This window comes from Pseudomonas sp. PDM05, assembly GCF_014851685.1.
Taxonomy (GTDB): Bacteria; Pseudomonadota; Gammaproteobacteria; order Pseudomonadales; family Pseudomonadaceae; genus Aquipseudomonas.
The window spans coordinates 176676-191881 of the sequence record NZ_JACVAC010000001.1 but is presented as its reverse complement, the minus strand read 5'-3'; the positions used below and the strand labels follow the sequence as shown (position 1 = coordinate 191881).

The 15206-nt window shown below is 59.5% G+C and carries 13 protein-coding genes; 7 read left to right on the top strand and 6 right to left on the bottom strand.

The features are described 5' to 3' along the window. Positions 1-38: 38 nt before the first annotated feature. Together IB241_RS00960 and IB241_RS00955 are read right to left on the bottom strand one after the other, a co-directional pair. Positions 39-485 carry an NUDIX hydrolase gene (locus IB241_RS00960; RefSeq protein WP_192296558.1) on the bottom strand — a complete coding sequence of 149 codons (447 nt, stop codon included), beginning with the start codon at positions 483-485 and terminating at the stop codon, positions 39-41. A gap of 218 nt (positions 486-703) precedes the next feature. Continuing rightward, positions 704-2929: an NADP-dependent isocitrate dehydrogenase gene (locus IB241_RS00955; RefSeq protein WP_192296557.1), complete on the bottom strand. Its 2226-nt coding sequence runs from the start codon at positions 2927-2929 to the stop codon at positions 704-706. A 493-nt stretch (positions 2930-3422) separates the two neighbouring features. On the opposite strand from IB241_RS00955, the gene icd reads away from it, so the two are divergent. After that, positions 3423-4679, top strand: a complete 1257-nt coding sequence (gene icd, locus IB241_RS00950; protein WP_192296556.1) for an NADP-dependent isocitrate dehydrogenase — start codon at positions 3423-3425, stop codon at positions 4677-4679. Between the two features lie 82 nt (positions 4680-4761). Here icd and cspD read toward each other — a convergent pair whose 3' ends face one another. Beyond that, positions 4762-5034: a cold shock domain-containing protein CspD gene (gene cspD / locus IB241_RS00945; protein WP_305391087.1), complete on the bottom strand. Its 273-nt coding sequence runs from the start codon at positions 5032-5034 to the stop codon at positions 4762-4764. A 218-nt stretch (positions 5035-5252) separates the two neighbouring features. Between cspD and clpS the strand changes: the two genes are divergently transcribed. Then, positions 5253-5621, top strand: coding sequence for an ATP-dependent Clp protease adapter ClpS (gene clpS, locus IB241_RS00940; protein WP_005789091.1), 369 nt, complete (start codon positions 5253-5255; stop codon positions 5619-5621). A 29-nt stretch (positions 5622-5650) separates the two neighbouring features. Continuing rightward, positions 5651-7921 carry an ATP-dependent Clp protease ATP-binding subunit ClpA gene (gene clpA, locus IB241_RS00935; RefSeq protein WP_192296554.1) on the top strand — a complete coding sequence of 757 codons (2271 nt, stop codon included), beginning with the start codon at positions 5651-5653 and terminating at the stop codon, positions 7919-7921. 203 nt (positions 7922-8124) lie between these two features. Here clpA and infA read toward each other — a convergent pair whose 3' ends face one another. From infA to aat, 3 genes are all read right to left on the bottom strand, one after another. Beyond that, positions 8125-8343: a translation initiation factor IF-1 gene (gene infA, locus IB241_RS00930; protein ID WP_002553999.1), complete on the bottom strand. Its 219-nt coding sequence runs from the start codon at positions 8341-8343 to the stop codon at positions 8125-8127. 100 nt (positions 8344-8443) lie between these two features. Beyond that, positions 8444-9151: an arginyltransferase gene (locus IB241_RS00925; RefSeq protein WP_192296553.1), complete on the bottom strand. Its 708-nt coding sequence runs from the start codon at positions 9149-9151 to the stop codon at positions 8444-8446. Positions 9152-9207: 56 nt separating this feature from the next. Further along, the gene (aat, locus tag IB241_RS00920; protein ID WP_192296552.1) at positions 9208-9891 is read right to left on the bottom strand and encodes a leucyl/phenylalanyl-tRNA--protein transferase; all 684 of its coding nucleotides are present in this window, start codon (positions 9889-9891) and stop codon (positions 9208-9210) included. 498 nt (positions 9892-10389) lie between these two features. Between aat and IB241_RS00915 the strand changes: the two genes are divergently transcribed. Genes IB241_RS00915 through crcB form a run of 4 tightly spaced genes read left to right on the top strand, consistent with a single transcriptional unit; the run spans position 10390 to position 15200 of the window. After that, positions 10390-12798 (top strand): DNA translocase FtsK, encoded by a 2409-nt coding sequence (locus IB241_RS00915; RefSeq protein WP_192296551.1) that lies wholly within the window; start codon positions 10390-10392, stop codon positions 12796-12798. A 54-nt stretch (positions 12799-12852) separates the two neighbouring features. Further along, the gene (gene lolA, locus IB241_RS00910; protein WP_192296550.1) at positions 12853-13476 is read left to right on the top strand and encodes an outer membrane lipoprotein chaperone LolA; all 624 of its coding nucleotides are present in this window, start codon (positions 12853-12855) and stop codon (positions 13474-13476) included. 27 nt (positions 13477-13503) lie between these two features. Continuing rightward, the gene (locus IB241_RS00905) at positions 13504-14826 is read left to right on the top strand and encodes a replication-associated recombination protein A (RefSeq protein ID WP_192296549.1); all 1323 of its coding nucleotides are present in this window, start codon (positions 13504-13506) and stop codon (positions 14824-14826) included. Beyond that, the gene (gene crcB / locus IB241_RS00900; protein WP_065872076.1) at positions 14826-15200 is read left to right on the top strand and encodes a fluoride efflux transporter CrcB; all 375 of its coding nucleotides are present in this window, start codon (positions 14826-14828) and stop codon (positions 15198-15200) included. The genes IB241_RS00905 and crcB overlap by 1 nt, the downstream gene beginning before the upstream one ends. Positions 15201-15206: the final 6 nt, after the last annotated feature.

The following is a 15206-nucleotide window of genomic DNA, read 5'->3' as shown; positions in this document are numbered from 1 at the left end:
AAAAAGGACGCGATTCTATCAGGCTCGGGCCTTCAAGGCTAAAGAGAAGGGCGGATCAATTCGAGACTGTGACGCTGGCCGGCCAGATAATCATCAATACAGCGGATGATCAGCTCGCTGCGCCAGTCGTCGCGCACGGCCAGCAGGTCGTCACGGCTCAGCCAGCGGGCACGCAGGATGCCTTCGTCGAGTGGGTAGTCGGGGTGGTGTTTGAGAGCCTTGGCGATGAAGCAAACCCGCTGATAGGTCACGCCGTTGCTCGGCGCGGTGTACAGGTAGATGCCGACGATGCCGGTGGCTTCGACATCCCAGCCGGTTTCTTCGAGGGTTTCGCGCACAGCGGCTTCGGTGAGGGTTTCGTGCGGGTCGAGATGGCCGGCGGGTTGGTTGAGCACGGCGCGGCCGTTTTTGAGTTCTTCGACCATAAGGAAACGGCCGTTGTCTTCGACGATGGTGGCGACGGTGATGTGGGGTTGCCAGGTCATAAGCGAGTCTCAAGGATGATGTGGCCGGAGAAACCTGGTCAATGTGGGAGCTGGCTTGCCTGTGATGGCGGTGGGTCAGCTACAGCTGTCTCAGTGGGCAGACAGCTATCGCAGGCAAGCCAGCTCCCACATTGGATTGGGTTTCTTCAATGCAATCGGGGGTGTCCGCAAACAGAAACCCCGGCGCTGGGCCGGGGCTTCTTTGCATCCTTACAACCTTACTTCAACTTGGCAATCGCCGCGTTGAGGGTGTTGCTTGGGCGCATGGCCTTGCTGGTCAGTTCCGGGCTCGGCGCGTAGTAGCCGCCGATGTCCACTGGCTTGCCCTGTACGGCGTTGAGCTCGGCAACGATGGTCGCTTCGTTCTCGGTCAGGGTCTTGGCCAGTTCGCCGAACTGCGCTTGCAGTGCGGTGTCTTCGGTCTGGGCTGCCAGGGCTTGAGCCCAGTACAGTGCCAGGTAGAAGTGGCTGCCGCGGTTGTCGATGTTGCCGACTTTGCGCGATGGCGACTTGTTGTTGTCGAGGAACTGGCCGGTGGCCTGGTCCAGGGTCTTGGACAGTACCAGGGCTTTCGGGTTGTTGTACGTCACACCCAAATGCTCAAGGGAGGCCGCCAGGGCCAGGAACTCACCCAGGGAATCCCAGCGCAGGAAGTTTTCTTCCACCAGCTGTTGCACGTGTTTCGGGGCCGAGCCGCCGGCGCCGGTTTCGAACAGGCCGCCACCGTTCATCAGTGGCACGATGGACAGCATCTTGGCGCTGGTGCCCAGTTCCATGATCGGGAACAGGTCGGTCAGGTAGTCGCGCAGCACGTTGCCGGTCACCGAGATGGTGTCCAGGCCCTTGCGGGTGCGCTCCAGGGTGAACTTCATCGCGTCGACCGGCGACATGATGCGGATGTCCAGGCCTTCGGTGTTGTGGTCTTTCAGGTAGGTCTGGACTTTTTCGATCACGGCGCCGTCGTGCGCGCGCTGTGGGTCCAGCCAGAAGATCGCTGGAGTGGCGCTGGCGCGGGCGCGGTTGACGGCCAGTTTGACCCAGTCCTGGATCGGCGCGTCTTTGGTCTGGCACATGCGGAAGATGTCGCCGGCTTCGACTTTCTGTTCCATCAGCAGGTTGCCCTTGCTGTCGGTGACGCGGACTACGCCGTCGGCCTTGATCTGGAAGGTCTTGTCGTGGGAGCCGTACTCTTCGGCTTTCTTCGCCATCAGGCCAACGTTTGGCACGCTGCCCATGGTGGTCGGGTCGAAAGCGCCATGGGCCTTGCAGTCTTCGATGACGGCCTGGTAGATGGTGGCGTAGCAGCGATCCGGGATCACGGCCTTGGTGTCGTGCAGCTGGCCGTCGGTGCCCCACATTTTGCCGGAGTCACGGATCATGGCTGGCATCGAGGCGTCGACGATCACGTCGCTCGGCACGTGCAGGTTGGTGATGCCTTTGTCGGAGTTGACCATCGCCAGGGAAGGGCGAGCGGCATAGACCGCCTGGATGTCAGCTTCGATCTGCGCCTGCTGGTCGGCCGGCAGGGCCTTGATGCGAGCGTACAGGTCGCCGATGCCGTTGTTCAGGTTGAAGCCGATCTGTTCCAGCACGGTGGCGTGCTTGGCCAGGGCGTCTTTATAGAACTCGGCAACGATCTGGCCGAACATGATCGGGTCGGAGACCTTCATCATGGTGGCTTTGAGGTGGACCGACAGCAGCACGCCTTGTTTCTTGGCGTCTTCGATTTCAGCGGCGATGAACGAACGCAGTGCATTCTTGCTCAATACGGCGCTGTCGATGATTTCGCCGGCCTGTACCGAAGTCTTTTCCTTCAGGACAGTGGCGGTGCCGTCCTGGGCGATCAGCTCGATTTTGACAGCATCGGCGCCTTCGATCTGTACGGCTTTTTCGCTGCCGTAGAAGTCGCCACTGTTCATGTGGGCAACGTGCGACTTGGAGTCGGCAGCCCAGGCGCCCATTTTGTGCGGGTGCTTGCGTGCGTAGTTCTTGACCGACAGCGGTGCGCGGCGGTCGGAGTTGCCTTCGCGCAGTACCGGGTTCACGGCGCTGCCCTTGACCTTGTCGTAACGTGCGCGGGTTTCTTTTTCCGCGTCGGTGGTTACGGTTTCCGGGTAGTCCGGCAGGGCGTAGCCCTGGGCCTGCAGTTCCTTGATCGCGGCTTGCAGCTGCGGGGTCGAGGCGCTGATGTTAGGCAGCTTGATGATGTTGGCTTCAGGCGTAACGGCCAGGTCGCCCAGTTCGGCGAGGTGGTCCGGGATGGCCTTGGCGCCCAATTGCTCGGGGAAGCTTGCGAGGATGCGCGCGGCGAGGGAGATGTCGCGGGTTTCCACGGCAATATCAGCGGAAGCGGTGAAGGCCTCTACGATAGGCAGCAGTGAATAGGTGGCGAGGGCCGGGGCTTCGTCGGTGAAGGTGTAGATGATCTTCGAGCGGGTGGGCATATTCGGATTAACTCTCTTCTTTGCTGAAAGCGTGCGCAGAAACTCGAGATGCGCCGGGTGGAGCGCGTTCGTTCAAAGTCATCCATGAGCGAAATGTCGAGGTTTCTTCGCGGTGATGTTGGGTTGCATCAGTCGAGCGTCAAGCGGGTGGGCTATTGTAATAGTCCTGCTTTGTAGCGGAAGGCTGTGTTCTAGAGCGGTCCGCCGTCGTGACTCTTGGGTCAGCGGCGGCATTATACATAGGTCGCTATGCTTACGCCGAGCCTTCATACAAAAGGTGTGTCGTCCATTGGTCTAAAGGTCGCAGGTACCCCATTGCGCCCAAAGTCGTATGGCGTGCTCAAGATTGGCGAATTTGCCTTAGATTTCAGGCTTGTAGACGACTAAATGTGCTGTTTTCGACGCAAATGACCGTGGCGTGAGGTTTCAGTCGTCATGTATCTGGAGTAGGCTCGAGCGCAGCCAGATGTTCAATCCAAAGATGGAGTTCAGCATGGGATACAAGAAGATTCAGGTTCCAGCCGTCGGCGACAAAATCACCGTCAATGCAGACCATTCTCTCAATGTTCCTAATAACCCGATCATCCCTTTTATCGAGGGTGATGGTATCGGCGTCGACATCAGCCCGGTGATGATCAAGGTGGTCGACGCAGCTGTTGAAAAGGCCTACGGCGGCAAGCGCAAGATCTCGTGGATGGAGGTTTATGCCGGCGAGAAGGCGACTCAAGTCTACGACCAGGACACCTGGCTGCCCCAGGAGACCCTGGATGCGGTCAAGGATTACGTGGTTTCCATCAAGGGGCCGTTGACCACGCCGGTCGGCGGTGGCATCCGTTCGCTGAACGTGGCCTTGCGCCAACAGCTCGACCTGTATGTGTGCCTGCGTCCGGTGCGCTGGTTCGAAGGCGTGCCGAGCCCGGTCAAGAAGCCGGGAGATGTGGATATGACCATCTTCCGCGAGAACTCCGAGGACATTTACGCCGGTATCGAGTGGAAGGCCGGTTCTCCGGAAGCGATCAAGGTCATCAAGTTCCTCAAGGAGGAAATGGGCGTTACCAAGATCCGTTTCGACCAGGATTGCGGGATCGGTGTGAAGCCGGTGTCCAAAGAGGGCACCAAGCGTCTGGCGCGTAAAGCGCTTCAGTATGTCGTGGATAACGACCGCGACTCCCTGACCATCGTGCATAAAGGCAACATCATGAAGTTCACCGAGGGGGCCTTCAAGGAGTGGGCCTATGAAGTGGCAGCTGAGGAGTTTGGTGCCACGCTGCTCGATGGCGGCCCGTGGATGCAGTTCAAGAATCCAAAGACTGGCAAGAATGTCGTGGTTAAAGATGCCATTGCCGACGCCATGCTTCAGCAGATCCTGCTGCGCCCGGCTGAGTACGATGTGATTGCCACGCTTAACCTGAACGGCGATTACTTGTCCGACGCCCTGGCGGCAGAGGTGGGCGGTATCGGTATTGCGCCGGGCGCCAACCTGTCCGATACCGTGGCGATGTTCGAAGCCACCCACGGCACCGCGCCCAAGTACGCGGGCAAGGATCAGGTCAACCCGGGGTCGCTGATCCTGTCGGCGGAAATGATGTTGCGCCACATGGGCTGGACGGAAGCGGCAGACCTGATCATCAAGGGGACCAATGGTGCGATTTCGGCCAAGACTGTGACCTATGATTTCGAGCGCTTGATGGAAGGGGCGAAGTTGGTGTCGTCGTCGGGCTTTGGCGATGCGTTGATTTCGCATATGTAAAAGGCTGGCATACAAAAAACGGCCATCCCGGTTTGAGTGGGATGGCCGTTTTTTTTACTGCAACCTCCAGGCTCAGTGGCGGTTAGGCCGTTAATTTCTTTTCTTTATGAGCCGTGGTTGTTGCAGGTTTTGCAGGGGTATCCGCCGTAACCGCAGAGATGTTTACGGCGTGCAGCCCTTTAGGTCCTTGAATTATGTCAAAACTCACAGGTTGGCCGGCTTTCAGCGTTTTATAACCTTCCATGGTGATTGCTGAGTAATGGGCAAAAAGATCGTCACTCTTGCCCTCTTCGTTGACGAAGCCGTATCCCTTGGCATTGTTGAACCACTTGACCTTACCGCTTGCCATCTCCATATCCCTCTGCACCAGACTCCATCACTGGAGTATCATCCAGTTTATCCGTCCTAACCCGAATAAATAAGGTTGACTGCGCGGACCTTTTTTACCCACTGTGGGTTCTATTGGTTGTAACACCGATTTGCCGATAGTCAAGGCGACCAGTCGGTCAGAGTTGAAATTCTGACAGGTCGCCCCCACCACTGTATTTGAACCACTGACGAACCTTTCTTTCCATGCATGCAAACAGCCAGATTCGACTAACATTCAATCAGGATCGCCCGGATCAGGAACATGACGACGACGGTTCTGCAGGCATTGCTGTTCAGGAGGCCAAGCCTGCTCTACAGGCGCCGCCGATGTACAAGGTGGTTTTGTTCAATGATGACTACACACCGATGGATTTCGTCGTCGAAGTGCTCGAGGTGTTTTTTAACCTGAACCGCGAGTTGGCGACCAAGGTAATGCTGGCCGTTCATACAGAAGGACGGGCAGTATGTGGAGTGTTTACCCGCGACATCGCCGAGACAAAGGCCATGCAGGTCAACCAGTACGCCAGGGAAAGCCAGCATCCGCTACTCTGTGAAATCGAGAAGGACGGTTAACGCCGACCACTTGGGTATGAGGTGAAGCTATGTTAAACCGCGAGCTCGAAGTCACCCTCAATCTTGCCTTCAAGGAGGCTCGTTCGAAACGTCATGAATTCATGACCGTCGAACACCTGCTGCTGGCACTTTTGGATAACGAAGCTGCCGCCACCGTCTTGCGTGCGTGCGGCGCCAACCTCGACAAACTCAAGCATGACCTGCAGGAGTTTATCGACTCCACAACGCCACTTATTCCAGTCCACGATGAAGACCGTGAAACCCAGCCGACCCTGGGCTTCCAGCGGGTGCTTCAGCGTGCGGTTTTCCACGTGCAGAGCTCCGGTAAGCGTGAGGTCACGGGCGCCAATGTGCTTGTGGCGATCTTCAGCGAACAGGAAAGCCAGGCAGTGTTCCTGCTCAAGCAGCAGAGCGTTGCCCGTATTGATGTCGTCAACTACATCGCCCACGGTATCTCCAAGGTGCCTGGGCACGGCGATCATTCCGAGGGTGAGCAGGATATGCAGGACGACGAGGGCGGTGAGTCTTCTTCTTCGGGCAATCCACTGGATGCCTATGCCAGCAATCTCAACGAACTGGCGCGCCAGGGGCGGATCGATCCGCTGGTGGGGCGTGAGCTTGAAGTCGAGCGCGTAGCGCAGATCCTCGCGCGTCGTCGCAAGAACAATCCGTTGCTGGTGGGCGAGGCGGGCGTGGGTAAAACCGCGATTGCCGAGGGCCTGGCCAAGCGTATCGTCGATAACCAGGTGCCGGACCTGCTGGCCAATAGCGTCGTCTACTCCCTGGACCTGGGCGCATTGCTCGCCGGGACCAAGTACCGTGGCGATTTCGAGAAGCGTTTCAAGGCATTGCTCGGCGAACTGAAGAAACGCCCGCAAGCGATCCTGTTCATCGATGAGATCCACACCATCATTGGTGCCGGTGCGGCGTCGGGTGGCGTGATGGATGCCTCCAACCTGCTCAAGCCGCTGCTGTCCTCGGGTGATATCCGTTGCATCGGCTCGACCACCTTCCAGGAATTCCGCGGCATCTTCGAAAAAGACCGCGCCCTGGCGCGTCGCTTCCAGAAAGTCGACGTGTCCGAGCCTTCGGTTGAAGACACCATTGGCATCCTGCGCGGGCTCAAGGGGCGTTTCGAGGCGCACCACGGCATCGAATACACCGATGAGGCGCTGCGTGCGGCGGCCGAACTGGCGTCGCGCTACATCAATGATCGGCACATGCCGGACAAGGCTATCGATGTGATCGACGAGGCGGGTGCCTATCAGCGCCTGCAACCGGTCGAGAAACGTGTGAAGCGCATTGATGTGGCTCAGGTTGAGGACATCGTCGCGAAAATCGCGCGGATTCCGCCTAAGCACGTCAACAGTTCCGACAAGGAGCTGCTGCGTAACCTGGAGCGCGACCTCAAGCTCACTGTGTTTGGCCAGGATGCTGCCATTGACGCGCTGTCCACGGCGATCAAGTTGTCCCGTGCGGGCCTCAAGTCGCCGGACAAGCCGGTTGGCTCGTTCCTGTTCGCCGGCCCTACCGGCGTCGGCAAGACCGAAGCGGCGCGGCAGTTGGCCAAGGCCATGGGGATCGAGCTGGTGCGTTTCGACATGTCCGAATACATGGAGCGTCACACCGTGTCGCGCTTGATCGGTGCACCGCCGGGTTATGTCGGGTTCGACCAGGGCGGCCTGTTGACCGAAGCGATCACCAAGCAACCGCATTGCGTATTGCTGCTCGATGAAATCGAAAAGGCCCACCCGGAAGTCTTCAACCTGCTGTTGCAGGTCATGGACCACGGGACCCTGACCGACAACAACGGGCGCAAGGCGGATTTCCGCAACGTGATCGTGATCATGACCACCAACGCCGGTGCTGAAACGGCCGCGCGGGCTTCGATCGGCTTCAGCCATCAGGATCACTCTTCCGATGCGATGGAAGTGATCAAGAAGAGCTTCACGCCGGAGTTCCGCAACCGCCTGGACACCATTATCCAGTTTGGTCGCCTCAGTCACGAGGTCATCAAAAGCGTGGTGGACAAGTTCCTTACCGAGTTGCAGGCGCAGTTGGAAGACAAGCGCGTGCAGTTGGAAGTGACCGATGCGGCGCGCAGTTGGCTGGCCGAAGGTGGCTACGACGCGGCAATGGGCGCACGCCCGATGGCGCGTCTGATCCAGGACAAGATCAAACGGCCGTTGGCCGAAGAGATCCTGTTCGGCGAACTGTCCGACCACGGCGGTGTGGTGCACATCGACTTGAAGGATGGCGAGCTGACCTTCGAGTTCGAAACCACGGCTGAAATGGCCTGATCGATAGCTGCAATAAAACAAAAAGGCGCCGAAAGGCGCCTTTTTGCTGTCTTGAAAACCATGAGGAGCAAATGTGGGAACGGGCTTGCTCGCGAATGCGCAGTGTCAGTCAACAGATTCATTGGCTGATCCGCCGCATTCGCGAGCAAGCCCGCTCGCACACAAAAACGCCCGGCATAACCGGGCGTTTTGTATTGACTTGCTTAGCGAGCGCGGTAAGTGATGCGCCCTTTGCTCAAGTCATAGGGCGTCAGCTCGACGCGCACTTTGTCACCGGTAAGAATACGAATGTAGTTCTTGCGCATCTTGCCGGAGATATGCGCGGTTACGACGTGCCCATTTTCCAACTCCACACGAAACATGGTGTTGGGCAGGGTGTCGACGACAGTGCCTTCCATTTCGAAGCTGTCTTCTTTCGACATGCAGTAAAGCCCTCGGTATCCAGTGAATGGCCCGGTGCAACTGCGCCAGGCAAAAGCGGCGTGCATTGTGCCCGAAAAAGGGTGTTTAAGCCAAGGGGTTCTAGTTAAGCGTGACCCATCTTTGATTAATCAGCAGTTCTATGGGGCGATATTGGGTCTTGTAGTTCATCTTTTTGCAGTTTTTGATCCAGTAACCGAGGTACACCGCCTCCAGTTCCAGGCGCAGGGCTTCGCCGATTTGCCACAGGATTGCAAAGCGCCCCAGGCTGCGGCGCTCTTCTGCCGGCTCGTAGAAGGTGTAGACCGCCGAGAGGCCGTTAGGCAGCAGGTCGGTCACGGCGACAGCCAGCAGCTGGCCGTCGAGGCGGAACTCGTAGAAACGCGAAAACGGCAGGTCGCGCACCAGGAACGTGGAAAACTGGTCGCGGCTGGGCGGAAACATGTCGCCGTCGGCATGGCGTTGTTCGATGTAGCGTTGGTAAAGATCAAAATACTCTTCACTGAAACGCGGCTTGGTCGCTGTGACCGTCAGGTCGGCATTGCGCTTGAGGATGCGCTTCTGATTGCGATCCGGCAAAAACTGCCCCACAGGAATGCGTGCAGGTACGCAGGCATTGCAGTTCTGGCAATGGGGGCGGTACAGATGATCACCGCTGCGGCGAAACCCCATTTCCGAAAGGTCGGCGTACACGTGCACGTCCATCGGCTGACTGGGGTCGAGGAACAGAGTGGTAGCCTGCTCGTTGGGCAGGTAGCTGCAAGAGTGGGCTTGAGTGGCATAGAACTTCAAGCGTGCCAGCTCGGTCATGATCAACCCTCGGGATAGCCTTTGAAACAAGTGTAAGCCACGTGCGCGAAAGTCGCCTAGGAAACCACCCAGGGTCCGCTGTTGGGTTGGTCCAAGTGGTTGCGCAGGAAATCTGCGAACTCACTGCGCGGTATGGCGCGGGCGCCCAGGCTGTGCAGGTGATCGTTGGGCATCTGGCAGTCGATCAGTACAAAGCCCCAAGCCTGCAATTGCCGGGTAAGCGTGGCGAAGCCAAACTTCGATGCATTGTCGGCGCGACTGAACATGGACTCGCCAAAGAACAGTTGCCCCATCGCCAGGCCGTACAGGCCGCCCACCAGTTCGCCAGCGTCCCACACCTCGACCGAGTGCGCGTAACCGCGCCTGTGCAGCTCCAGGTAGGCGCTCTGGATGCCTTGGGTGATCCAGGTGCCATCGGCATAGGCGCGCGGCGCCGCGCAGGCCTGGATCACGGCGGCGAAGTCCTGGTCGAAGGTCACTGTGTAACGTTGTTGGCGCAGCAGTTTGCCCAGGCTGCGGGATACATGCAGCTCTTCAGGGAAAATCACCGTGCGCGGGTCCGGCGACCACCAGAGAATCGGCTGGCCATCCGAAAACCACGGAAAACAACCGTGCCGATAGGCCTGCACCAGCCGTTCGGCCGACAAGTCTCCACCGGCGGCCAGCAGGCCATTGGGTTCGCGCATGGCCTTGGCCAATGGCGGGAAAGTCAGGGAATCGCGTTGCAACCAGGTCAGCATGACATCCAGGCTTATGGAAGGGGAGGGGAGTGGCAGGTATGAAACCTGCCGCACGTGGCGGTGATTATTGTCGACGCAGCGCCCCAGGGCCAGCCCGAATCGGGTGGCGGTCGGGATTAGCGTGAGCAGGTGTTTCTGCAACTCTCTGCCGGGGATGTGGTCGTAATCGGGTCGGCGCCATGCAGGCCATTTGCCAAGCTTGCGCTGATTGGTAAAAACAACCCATAAGCCTTTGTCAGCAAAGACAATGCATGCTCAAATTGACCCTGATGTGACACTTCAATTGTCTATGCTGCTGGGGGAAGGGCAAGGGCGTGGCATCGGGGACACAAACCCGTACAATGCGGCCATTGTGGCGTTATCGCCGTTTCATCGATCCATCACCCAGTGTTAAACGTAGAATCAACGACGTTCGTTCATTTTTCAGCTGCTCGGATTGGGCAGTAGTTGCAGTCATTCAATAGATGGACGCGCCAAAGGCGCAGGAAAAGACCCGTTTTGAAGAAATCCGCCGCAACACCCAAAGCAGCAGTCGTGCCGGCCTGGCGCCAGCACCTGCATTACCGCCTCAAGGAAGGCGCGCTGATCGCTATCGGCGCGCTGTGCCTGTTCCTGATGATGGCCTTGCTCACCTATGGCAAGGACGATCCGGGCTGGAGCCACAACAGCAAGATCGACGACGTGCAGAACTTCGGCGGACCTGCCGGCTCCTACAGCGCCGACATCCTGTTCATGGTGCTGGGTTACTTCGCGTATATCTTCCCATTGCTGCTGGCGATCAAGACCTGGCAGATCTTCCGCCAGCGCCACGAGCCGTGGCAGTGGAGCGGCTGGCTGTTCTCCTGGCGCCTGATCGGCCTGGTGTTCCTGGTGCTGTCCGGCGCGGCGCTGGCGCATATCCATTTCCATGCGCCTACCGGCCTGCCGGCGGGCGCGGGCGGGGCGCTGGGCGAAAGCCTCGGTGACCTGGCGCGCAAGACCCTGAATATCCAGGGCAGCACCCTGATGTTTATCGCACTGTTTCTGTTCGGCCTCACGGTGTTCACCGACCTGTCGTGGTTCAAGGTGATGGATGTGACCGGCAAGATCACTCTCGACCTGCTGGAGCTGTTCCAGGGCGCCGCCAATCGCTGGTGGGCTGCCCGGGTCGAGCGCAAGCGCATGGTGGCCCAGTTGCGTGAGGTGGACACACGCGTCAACGAAGTGGTGGCGCCAAGCACGCCTGACCGCCGCGAGCAGGCCAAGGTCAAGGAACGCCTGATCGAGCGCGAACAGGCCCTGAGCAAGCACATGTCGGACCGCGAGAAGCAGGTGCCGCCGGTGATCGCTCCAGTGCCGACCAAGGCCCCCGAGCCGAGCGCTCGTGTACAGAAAGAGAAACAGGCGCCGCTGTTTGTCGACAGCGCCGTCGAAGGCACCTTGCCGCCGATCTCGATCCTCGACCCGGCCGAAAAGAAACAGCTCAACTATTCCCCGGAGTCGCTGGCTGCTGTCGGCCATCTGCTGGAAATCAAACTGAAGGAATTCGGCGTCGAAGTGACGGTGGACTCGATCCACCCCGGCCCCGTCATTACCCGTTACGAAATTCAGCCGGCCGCTGGCGTCAAGGTCAGCCGCATCTCCAACCTGGCGAAAGACCTGGCCCGTTCCCTGGCCGTGACCAGCGTCCGCGTGGTGGAGGTGATTCCCGGCAAGACCACCGTGGGTATCGAGATTCCCAACGAAGACCGCCAGATCGTGCGCTTCTCCGAAGTGCTGTCGACGCCGGAATACGACAACTTCAAGTCGCCGGTCACCCTGGCCCTGGGCCACGACATCGGCGGCAAGCCGGTGATCACCGACCTGGCGAAGATGCCGCACCTGCTGGTCGCCGGTACTACCGGCTCGGGTAAGTCGGTGGGTGTGAACGCGATGATCCTGTCGATCCTGTTCAAGTCCGGCCCGGATGACGCCAAGCTGATCATGATCGACCCGAAGATGTTGGAGTTGTCGATCTACGAGGGCATCCCGCACCTGCTGTGCCCGGTTGTCACCGACATGAAGGACGCCGCCAATGCCCTGCGCTGGAGCGTCGCCGAGATGGAGCGCCGCTACAAGCTGATGGCGAAGATGGGCGTGCGTAACCTGTCGGGCTTCAACGCCAAGGTCAAGGAAGCCCAGGACGCCGGCACTCCGCTGGCCGACCCGCTGTACAAGCGCGAAAGCATCCACGACGAAGCACCGCTGCTGACCAAGCTGCCGACCATCGTGGTGGTGGTCGACGAATTTGCCGACATGATGATGATCGTCGGCAAGAAAGTTGAAGAACTCATCGCCCGTATCGCCCAGAAAGCCCGTGCGGCCGGTATTCACTTGATCCTTGCAACCCAGCGTCCGTCGGTGGATGTGATCACCGGTCTGATCAAGGCCAACATCCCGACGCGCATGGCGTTCCAGGTATCGAGCAAGATCGACTCGCGGACCATCATCGACCAGGGTGGCGCCGAACAACTGCTGGGCCACGGTGACATGCTCTACATGCCACCGGGCACCAGTCTGCCGATCCGTGTACACGGCGCCTTTGTCTCCGATGATGAAGTGCACCGTGTGGTGGAAGCCTGGAAACTGCGTGGCGCCCCGGAATACAACGACGACATCCTCAACGGCGTCGAAGAAGCCGGCAGCGGCTTCGAGAGCGGCGGCGGTGGCGGTGACGACGATGCGGAAACCGACGCCCTCTACGACGAAGCCGTGGCCTTTGTACTGGAAAGCCGCCGCGCCTCCATTTCTGCCGTGCAGCGTAAATTGAAAATCGGCTACAACCGCGCCGCCCGCATGATCGAAGCCATGGAAATGGCCGGCGTCGTGACCGCGATGAACACTAACGGCTCGCGTGAAATCATCGCCCCCGGGCAGATGCGCGACTGATCCCGTGCCGTGTGGCAGCACACGGCGCGCCCTGACTACTCAATGAGGACTCCCATGCGTCTTATCCGCATGCTGTTGTTGCCGGCACTGGCCCTGACTGCTGTTTCGGCGCACGCCGATCCGGCCTCGGTCGCCAGCCTGACCAACCTGTTGGACAAATCCAAGACCCTGACCGCGCGTTTCTCCCAGCTGACCCTGGACGGCGGCGGCACCCAATTGCAGGAAACCGCTGGCGAAATGGCCGTGCAGCGTCCTGGCCTGTTCTTCTGGAAAACCGACGCGCCGAACGAGCAGACCATTGTCTCCGACGGCCAGAAAGTCACCCTGTGGGACCCGGACCTGGAGCAGGTAACCATCAAGAAGCTCGACCCGCGCCTGAACCAGACCCCGGCGCTGCTGTTGTCGGGCGATGTGTCGAAGATCAGCGACAGCTTCGAGATCACCTCCAAGCAGACCAGCAACGTGATCGAGTTCACCCTCAAGCCAAAATCCAAGGACACGCTGTTCGACAGCCTGCACCTGTCGTTCGGCAACGGCGTGATCAACAACATGCGTCTGATCGACAGCGTCGGCCAGCGCACCGACATCCTGTTCTCCGGGGTCAAGGCCAACGAGCCGGTCGCCGCATCCAAGTTCAAGTTCGACATCCCCAAGGGTGCCGACGTGATCCAGGAATAATCTGCCCAGAGGTTTCAAACGCTGCCCATGGACTTGTTTCGAAGTGACCCGATTGCTCAACCCCTGGCCGCGCGCTTGCGCTCGACCAACCTGGATGAGTACGTCGGCCAGGAACACCTGCTCGCTCGCGGCAAGCCCCTGCGCGAAGCCCTGGAGCAAGGTGCGCTGCATTCGATGATCTTCTGGGGCCCGCCAGGGGTGGGTAAGACCACCCTGGCGCGGTTGCTGGCGAAAGTCTCGGATGCGCACTTCGAAACGGTCTCGGCGGTACTCGCCGGGGTCAAGGAGATCCGCCAGGCCGTCGACGTCGCCAAACAGCAGGCCGGGCAATACGGCAAGCGCACCATCCTGTTCGTCGACGAAGTGCATCGCTTCAACAAGTCGCAGCAGGACGCGTTCCTGCCATATGTGGAAGACGGCACGCTGATCTTTATCGGCGCCACCACCGAGAACCCTTCATTCGAATTGAACAATGCCTTGCTGTCGCGGGCGCGGGTCTATGTGCTCAAGAGCCTGGACGAAGCGGCGATGCAAAAGCTGCTGCACCGTGCCTTGAGCGAAGACAAGGGCCTGGGTAAGCGCCGGCTGAGTGTCAGCGACGAAGGCTTCAAGATCCTGCTCACTGCCGCCGATGGTGATGGGCGCCGTTTCCTCAACCTGCTGGAAAACGCCTCCGACCTGGCCGAAGACGGCAGCGAGATTGGCGTCGACCTGCTGCAAAGCCTGCTCGGCGACACGCGCCGACGCTTCGATAAGGGCGGTGAAGCGTTCTACGACCAGATTTCCGCGCTGCATAAATCCGTACGCGGTTCCAACCCGGACGGTGCGCTGTACTGGTTCGCGCGCATGATCGACGGTGGTTGCGACCCGTTGTACCTCGCGCGTCGCGTCGTGCGCATGGCCAGTGAAGACATCGGCAACGCCGACCCGCGGGCGCTGAGCTTGTGTCTGGCGGCGTGGGAGGTGCAGGAGCGCCTCGGCAGCCCGGAAGGCGAGCTGGCGGTGGCCCAGGCCATCACCTACCTGGCCTGTGCGCCAAAAAGCAACGCGGTGTATATGGGCTTCAAGTCCGCCCTGCGCGCCGCCGCCGAATACGGCTCCCTGGAAGTGCCGCTGCACCTGCGCAACGCGCCGACCAAGCTGATGAAACAATTGGGCTACGGTGATGAATACCGCTACGCCCATGATGAGCCAGACGCCTATGCGGCCGGCGAAGATTACTTCCCCGACGCGCTTGAACCGCTGGCGCTCTATCAGCCGGTGCCCCGTGGCCTGGAGCTGAAGATCGGGGAAAAGCTCAATCACCTCGCCCAACTTGATCGACTCAGCCCCAAACAGCGGAGAAAGTAGTGCTCAAGACGATTCTTGCCGTGTCCGCAGCCGGCATCGCTGGTACATTATTGCGTTTCGCCACCAGCACTTGGGTCAGCGCCAACTGGCCGAAGCATTTTTATGCGGCGACCCTGGCGGTCAATCTGGTCGGCTGCTTGATTATCGGGCTGTTGTACGGCTGGTTCCTGTTGCGCCCGGAAGTACCGATTGAAATTCGCGCCGGCTTGATTGTCGGCTTTGTAGGCGGTCTGACGACCTTTTCATCCTTTTCACTGGATACGCTGCGCTTGCTGGAAAGCGGGCAGGCCCTGGTAGCCTTCGGTTACCTGGGTATCAGCGTGTTCGGCGGGCTGCTCGCCACCTGGGCCGGCCTGTCCTTGACCAAACTTTGATAAACG